Origin of the sequence: uncultured Kocuria sp. (assembly GCF_947500125.1) — a bacterium.
GTDB lineage: Bacteria > Actinomycetota > Actinomycetes > Actinomycetales > Micrococcaceae > Kocuria.
This window is the reverse complement of the sequence record NZ_CANMRA010000063.1, coordinates 1-6,698: the sequence shown is the minus strand read 5'-3', so window position 1 is coordinate 6,698 and position 6,698 is coordinate 1. Positions and strand designations below refer to the sequence as shown.

The window sequence follows — 6,698 nt, the reverse complement described above, 5'->3', positions numbered from 1 at the left end:
AAAATGTACAATTTAGCTATGATTCGGATTCCCGCAACGCAAGCCCGGCAGCGGTGGGCGCAGACGATGGACTCCGCTCGTCGGAACCCGGTGACGATCACGGACCACGGGCGAGAGACCGTGATGGTCCTGGACATCGAGATCGCCCACCGGGCGCTGCGCGCCCTGGAAGACGCCGAGGACGCCGCGGCGGCTGATGCGGCGGTAGCGGCGATCGAGGCCGGCGAGGACACGGTTCCGTTGGAGGACATGGCCCGCGAGCTCGGCTTGAAGCTTGAGTGAGCGGTATGCGGTCGAGCTGAGCAAGCGTGCCGCGAAGGAGCTCCGTAAGCTCGACCGACCCGTGCAAGCCCGCATCGTGGCCGCTCTCGCACTGCTGCGTGATGATCCTCGGCCGGCGACCGTCAAGGCCTTGGTGGGCCATCCCGGGTACCTGCGGGTGCGGGTGGGTGACTATCGGATCGTTTACACGGTCCAGGAGGGGAAGCTCCTCGTGCTGGTGCTGACTCTCGGGCATCGAGGAGCTATCTACCGCGACCTCCCGTGAGACACCACTACTTGCGCGGAGTGGGGGTTCCGGTGCTGGTAGGTGCTGGAGACCTCTCCTGCACGCCTGGAAACGTGCTGCGCCGCTGGGTGATCACTTCGGCTGGGGCTACCAGGCCGATCAGGGGCAGGGTGCTCACTGTGTTCACCGTGAAGAGACTTCAAAAGCGGGTGAACACAATTATGACTACTCCCTTTTGAACACACTTTGGGCGTGCTATAGCAAGGGTGAGCACCGCTGGGGTGCTCACTGATACCTGTGCTCACCTCATGGAATGCTGTGACCATGACACCCCCGACGAGCACCCCTGACTACCCGCCGAACACCCCCACTCAGGCGGTCTTCGGGATGAGGCGTGCCGCCGAGGTGGCGGGTGTCTCGGTTTCCACTCTCCGGCGGAACAAGGAGCTACTGCGCACGCACGGGGCGGTCATCGCCGCTGACGGGTGGCAGGTGCCTCTGAGCGCACTGGTGGCTTCTGGGTTGATGCGCCGGACAACTCCTCCAGAGTCCTCAACCGCACCTCCGCAGGAGGCTCAGGAGGCAGAGACGACCCGAGATCCAGGGGCGCTGACCCAAGCGCAAGAGCGCATCCGAGAGCTGGAGCGAGAAGCGCTGGAGCTGCGTTTCCGTGCCGAGAAAGCAGAGGCCATCGCCCAGGAGCGGGGCTCAGCGCTCGAGGCCGAACGCATGGCGCTGCGGATGCTCACGACTGGACCACCCACGGCCCCCGCTGAGCCGGATCCGGAGCCCACCCCAGCCCCGGTATCTCCGCCGCCGGCATCTGAACAGCCCAATCCCGGGCCCGAACCGGTCAGGCAGTCCTGGTGGCGGCGCACCTTCGGGTAGATCATCAGGACAACGACGGAGGGAGACTGCGGTGGCGCAGAAGCGGCGGGCGACGGCCAAGAAACAGCAGGGGAACGCGAAAAAGAAGAAGACCCCGGCCAAACCGCAGGACTGGAGTGCCGCGGTACGCCGTGCCGAGGCCGAGCTGAGGCGATCCACGGCGTCGATCAAGGCCGGGGAGACATTCGCCTCCCAGAAGCGCACAGGCCGCGAGGGAGCACCCAGCAAGTACGGCGGCACGCACAACAGCTGACCACTGGGCTCCAGCCCCCAGACACGACGATGGCCCGGCGCCTGCGCGCCGGGCCATCGATCTGCGGGGCGAGGTGCCTTGCGACACGCCGAACCGCTTAAAGCGGAACGGGACCGCGCCAACGGTCCCGTATCCTGAAGTCGATTCACTATAACGAGCCCATTCTAGCAAGTGCGCCAACGCTTGCAACGGAACCACCAGCGATGGACTACCTGGTGTCGGCCTGAGACGTGGCCGTAGAACAACACCTCCAGCCGACGGAGACACGGGGCATCCGGCCCCGGCGAGCTGATCCTCGCACCGCGGCCATCCCCGGGTTAGAGCCGGTTCCTTTCGTCGAGCACGCAGACAGGGGCCGTCACCGGGTCGAGCAATCGCCGGGATCGAAGGAGTGCCAAGCCCTACAGCGACCAGATGTCGCCGGAGCTGCGTGCACATGCCGCCACTGCCCACGAGTAATGCCGTGGGCCGCGCTACCGGTCACCTAGTGACCCCCATACGGCCATCTCCGAAGTCTCGGGCTGGACACCTCGCGCGCCTCTATCGTTCCCTTTCCTGGGGAGCGTTAGAGGCACACCCCTGCCCGCCAACCAAGCAACCGAGCCCCAGGCTGGCCCGGCGTTGCCGAGATGAACAGTTCCACAGACTCACTCAGCAAGTAGGCGGTCAGGAAAGAACAGCACGAGCGTCAGCGAGTTCCTTATCTCAGCGGGTACTTGCGGGTCGTGGCAAAATCTGCCTCATGTACAGCAGAGGCGGCGTTGAGAAGTCCCCCGCTCGTCGCAAGCGTGAAGCTGCCCGCCAACGCCGGCAGGACGAGGCCACCGTTGCCAAGAACAGCGCGGTCACCACCAGATACCGGTGCATCTGCGCTACGAACCCTGACGCGTGCCGGGCCACGGAACACTCCCCGAATGACGCCCGGGCCATCGGCGAACTTGAAGACAAGATCGATCGGCAGGACAACTCCGCCGAGTAGCGATACGACTTCAGGCTGAGGTGACCACAGCCGGGACACCCCAGCGGAAGATGCGTGGGGGTCTTCAAGGTGAGCGGGCCAGGGATGGGGCACCTGAGCAGTTCATCTCATCAGAGCGGCGCGGTGAGCGCTGCGTTCGGCCGCGGGGCGGCCTCTCACAGCTTCACCGCGCCGACCCTGCCGAAGCGTGCCCGCCACCTGGTTGGCGGTCTCGCGCCCTAGGGGGCACTCAACCGCCGCGGTGGACACGCTTCGACGATGCGAGGTATGACTAGCGTTACGTTCGCTGGCGCTCACTGCACGCTGGTCGACCTCGCCGCCTCCTCGCTTCGCTGCGGGGGCGGGAGTGGATCTCGCAGAGCTCGACCCACCAAGGGAGGGGGTCACCTCGTGGCCGAGGAGACCGAAGGACCGGTCAAGCGCACCCGCGTGGTGGCGGTGCGCTTGACCGAGCAGGAGCACGCCGCCTGGGCGGCGGCAGCAGCAGAAGCCGGGTCCGGCCGGTTAGGCACCTGGGTGCGCACCACCATGGCCGGCCTGCTCACCGGCCACCGGGCGGCACCGTCCCGTCCGGGCCCGCCTCCGGAGGTCGCGGCGCTGCGGGCGGAGCTGGCCCGGGTGGGCAACAACCTGAATCAGGCCGTGCGCGCGGCGAACGTCTCCGGCCTCGACCGGACCTCGGCGGCGGAACTAGTGACCCGGGTGGATGCGGCCGAGGCCGTGATGGGCCAGATCCGGGAAGCCCTGCGCTGATGATCGCCAAGATCACCCGCGGCACCCGGGCCGGGGACATCGCTGCCTATCTGCACGGGCCGGGCAAGACCGCGATGCACACCTACCGCGACCGCGACGGGGCCGAGCAGGTCGGGGGCATCGTGATCGGCGGGACGCTGGCGATGCGCGGGGACACCACCGGTCGATGGGCCGCCGAGCTGCGCGAGGCGGCGGCCTCGCGCCCGGACATCACCAAGCCGATCTGGCAGGTCTCCTTGCGCTGCGCCCCGGAGGACCGGGCGCTGACCGATGCGGAGTGGCGCGATGCCGCCACGGTGTTCATGACCCGGATGGGCCTGGAGGACCGCCCGTGGGTCGTGGTCCGGCACGCCGATGACCACGTGCACCTGGTGGCCTCCCGGGTCACCGACACCGGTCAGGTGTGGCACGGGCGCCAGGACTACCGCCAGGCCCAGACCGCGTGTGCGGAGCTCGAGGAGGCATACGGGCTGCAGGCCGCCCCGCGGGAGACCACCAGGGTGTCCCGGCGGGCGGCCGATCACCAGATCACCCGCGGGGAACGCCACCAAGCGCTGCGCACCCATCTGCCGCCGGAGCGGGTGGAGCTGGCCACCGTGGTCCGGGCCTGTGCGGCGAGGGCCGTCGGCGGCGGCACCGATGCCTTCGAAGCCGAGCTGGAGAAGGCGGGGGTGGAGTTCCAGGCCAACCGCGCCACAACGGGGCGGATGTCCGGGTACAAGTTCGGCACCGGGCGCGTGGACGAGGTGGGACAGCCGGTCTGGTTCAAGGCCTCCCAGCTGGACAAGACCCTGGCCTGGTCCAAGCTCTCCCAGGTCCTCGACGCCCCCTCCCCGTCGCAGCGGGTGCAGGTGCCGGAGAAAGGACTGCTGGAGTCCAAAGCCAAGTACCAGGCGAGGGTGGCCGACGCCCAGACCGAGGCCACCCAGCGCCGGCACCAGCAGATCGGCCAGGCCCAACGGGTCGAAATGGGTGAGGTCGCCAGCTGGTGGGCGAAGCGTAACGAGACCGACCCCCGCCTGATCGCCTACCAGCAGCAGCTGCTCGAAGTCTCCAGAATCCGGCAGATGATGGCTCGTGAACGCCCTGTCAGTCCGGGACGGGCGACGCCTGTCCCGCATCAGGATTATGGGCGCCCGCACGTGAGCCGGCACTCGGACAAGGACACGGGGTTGGAGCGCTGACTGCTTCTGGTCACCTAACTTTGCCCACCATGAGCGGCTCCTGCGCCTCTGTAGGGGCTACTGGATTTGTGTACTCCACGTGGCAGGCAGTCACCGACAGTAACGAATAATTTCTAGGGAAAACAAACTTTTGTTAAATGTTAAGTCACTCAGACTTTGAATGCTGCTGGCTAACAGAAGCGGCCGCCACGAATAGCCCAATAATAATTAAAGACCATCCTGCAATATTCTTCCCCTGAAAATTTGTGTATTCAATTAAAAACGCGCCACAAAAAGGTAGAAGAATAGAAAAAAATATAAACCCAATTGCAGACATTGGCTGACGCTTCATGCCATTATGGTACTACACGAAAAGACTAGTGACGTATCGAGCGGGAACCTTTCTATTCATGAAAATTGTTAACACGCTTTGACGAACACTGTTCCGCACTTACTGCTCGTAACCCATGTCTTTTAGTGTGTCCATGGAGGTTGCTTTGTCAGCGGACGAGCCAATACTAACTTCACTTTGTCGTTGCTTTTTAGACCTCCGACGATCCAGAAGCAAGCAGATAGTTATCGCCACAAAAAATAATGCTATTAGTGGAATTGCTAAGTAGAACATAGTAAGTGGATCTGGCCCAGGGGCCGCCATAGCAGACACAATTAAAACGAGGACCACCACGATTCGCCAACTTTTTAGCACAGTTCGACCCGAAAGTACGCCAATCATATTCAACATGACTAGTAAGACGGGTACCACAAAAGCAATACCAAAAGTAAGCACCAGTTGCAACACAAATCGAATGTAATCACTGGCTGTAATGATGTTGGAAGACCCCTCTGGGGTAAATGCAGTTAGGCCGTAAATTGCAGCTGGCAGAGCCAGTATTGCCACACCTATACCCGCTAAAAAAAGAGGTACTGCGGTGACTATAAATCCTATGGCATACCGCCGCTCACGTCGGTGGAGCGCAGGGGTTACAAAGGCCCAGAGTTGATAAAGCCATACTGGACTAGACACTATAAGTCCTAGTGCTATGGAAACCTCTACCATGACATTGAACGATGACGCTACACCTGAAAAATTTATTATAGCTTCTCGCCCTGACTCCAGATTCAGTCGATCTACCGGAGCCTTAAGTTGGGTAATAAAGGGTTCGTATATAAAAAATCCCAATATTGTGCCGACAGCAGTTGCGATAATCGCTTTAATTAATCGGTTGCGAAATTCACGCAAATGTTCGGCTAAAGCCATCTGCGCTTGTGGATTATTTTTACGTGCAACCTTAGCCTTTTTAGGTGGACGGGGTTGGGTGGGCATATGAGACCTCAAAGCATACGGAGAAGCGAGTATCCAACGTGCTTAACCATACGTTGTGTAGGTCTCTGGTGCGCGAGCCGCTAGTCAGCACCCGCGCTGGTACGAAGCGGGCTGGGAAGAGCTGAGAGCATGTTCATGAGACGGTGTCGATCGAATAGAATTAATTTAGCCAGTCTTACAAGCCTAGGGTTTCAAGACGTCTCGTCTATCGTTTTTTGCTACCCCGAGTTTCCGTGCCATTCCGCGGGCGAGTCTGTCCCGTAGCCATGTGTCATAAGACAAGGGCCGGCATCTCATGCACACTCACCGTTACGAGACGCCACCGCACCCCAAGGATGGGCCACTATGACGAGGCGACCACGGCCCTTCGACAAGCATGGCCTCGACCGGTTCCGCCGGCTCCGCGACCTGGCTGCCGCTGACGCGGAGCTCACCAGCGACGCCCGCGTCATTCTTAACCACCTCGCCCAGCCGTGGGACCGCACCCCCAGCATTGAGGAGCTCGCCACTCTGAGCCGGATACCGGCCGCACGCATACCGGCGGCCCTTGCTGAGCTAGATGCTCACGGATACCTCGCCCAGCTCCGCGACATTGCCCCACACCTGGGTGAGGTTCGCCAGTAACCCCTCCTGGCCTGCCTTATCTGGGGCTGAGGCTGTGGGTGTTCGACGGCGGGTGAGAGCGTTGCTCGTCGTTGGAGGGGGAGTAGCAACCGACCTAACAGGGCAGGAGTACCAGGCCTCGCCAGAGAAACCGCTAAAATGTACAATTTAGCTATGATTCGGATTCCCGCAACGCAAGCCCGGCAGCGGTGGGCGCAGACGATGGA

Annotated in this window: 7 protein-coding genes; 5 read left to right on the top strand and 2 right to left on the bottom strand. The window is 62.4% G+C overall.

Going from position 1 to position 6,698, the window contains the following annotated elements; genetic code table 11:
- The first annotated feature begins 18 nt into the window (after positions 1–18).
- The 5 genes from Q0817_RS19705 to Q0817_RS19685 all read left to right on the top strand — a co-directional run bounded on the left by Q0817_RS19705 (position 19) and on the right by Q0817_RS19685 (position 4,565).
- Positions 19–282 carry a type II toxin-antitoxin system prevent-host-death family antitoxin gene (locus tag Q0817_RS19705; RefSeq protein ID WP_298592094.1) on the top strand — a complete coding sequence of 88 codons (264 nt, stop codon included), beginning with the start codon at positions 19–21 and terminating at the stop codon, positions 280–282.
- Positions 275–547, top strand: a complete 273-nt coding sequence (locus Q0817_RS19700; RefSeq protein WP_298592090.1) for a type II toxin-antitoxin system RelE/ParE family toxin — start codon at positions 275–277, stop codon at positions 545–547. The genes Q0817_RS19705 and Q0817_RS19700 overlap by 8 nt, the downstream gene beginning before the upstream one ends.
- Before the next feature lie 880 nt (positions 548–1,427).
- Entirely contained in the window at positions 1,428–1,649 is a 222-nt protein-coding gene (locus Q0817_RS19695) for a hypothetical protein (protein WP_298592087.1), read from the top strand.
- 1,369 nt (positions 1,650–3,018) lie between these two features.
- Positions 3,019–3,381 (top strand): plasmid mobilization protein, encoded by a 363-nt coding sequence (gene mobC / locus Q0817_RS19690; RefSeq protein WP_298592085.1) that lies wholly within the window; start codon positions 3,019–3,021, stop codon positions 3,379–3,381.
- On the top strand, positions 3,381–4,565 hold the full coding sequence (locus Q0817_RS19685) for a relaxase/mobilization nuclease domain-containing protein (protein ID WP_298592083.1): 1,185 nt from the start codon (positions 3,381–3,383) through the stop codon (positions 4,563–4,565). The genes mobC and Q0817_RS19685 overlap by 1 nt, the downstream gene beginning before the upstream one ends.
- Positions 4,566–4,710: 145 nt before the next feature.
- On the opposite strand, the gene Q0817_RS19680 is transcribed toward Q0817_RS19685, so the two are convergent.
- Together Q0817_RS19680 and tatC are read right to left on the bottom strand one after the other, a co-directional pair.
- Positions 4,711–4,896, bottom strand: coding sequence for a hypothetical protein (locus Q0817_RS19680; protein ID WP_298592081.1), 186 nt, complete (start codon positions 4,894–4,896; stop codon positions 4,711–4,713).
- A 99-nt stretch (positions 4,897–4,995) separates the two neighbouring features.
- Positions 4,996–5,868, bottom strand: coding sequence for a twin-arginine translocase subunit TatC (tatC, locus tag Q0817_RS19675; protein WP_298592079.1), 873 nt, complete (start codon positions 5,866–5,868; stop codon positions 4,996–4,998).
- Positions 5,869–6,698: the final 830 nt, after the last annotated feature.

Excerpts from the sequence above, each read along its gene's own strand:
- Q0817_RS19705 (WP_298592094.1), top strand. The coding sequence starts at position 19 with ATGATTCGGATTCCCGCAACGCAAGCCCGGCAGCGGTGGGCGCAGACG.
- tatC (WP_298592079.1), bottom strand. The coding sequence starts at position 5,868 with ATGCCCACCCAACCCCGTCCACCTAAAAAGGCTAAGGTTGCACGTAAA.
- Q0817_RS19685 (WP_298592083.1), top strand. The coding sequence starts at position 3,381 with ATGATCGCCAAGATCACCCGCGGCACCCGGGCCGGGGACATCGCTGCC.
- Q0817_RS19680 (WP_298592081.1), bottom strand. The coding sequence starts at position 4,896 with ATGAAGCGTCAGCCAATGTCTGCAATTGGGTTTATATTTTTTTCTATT.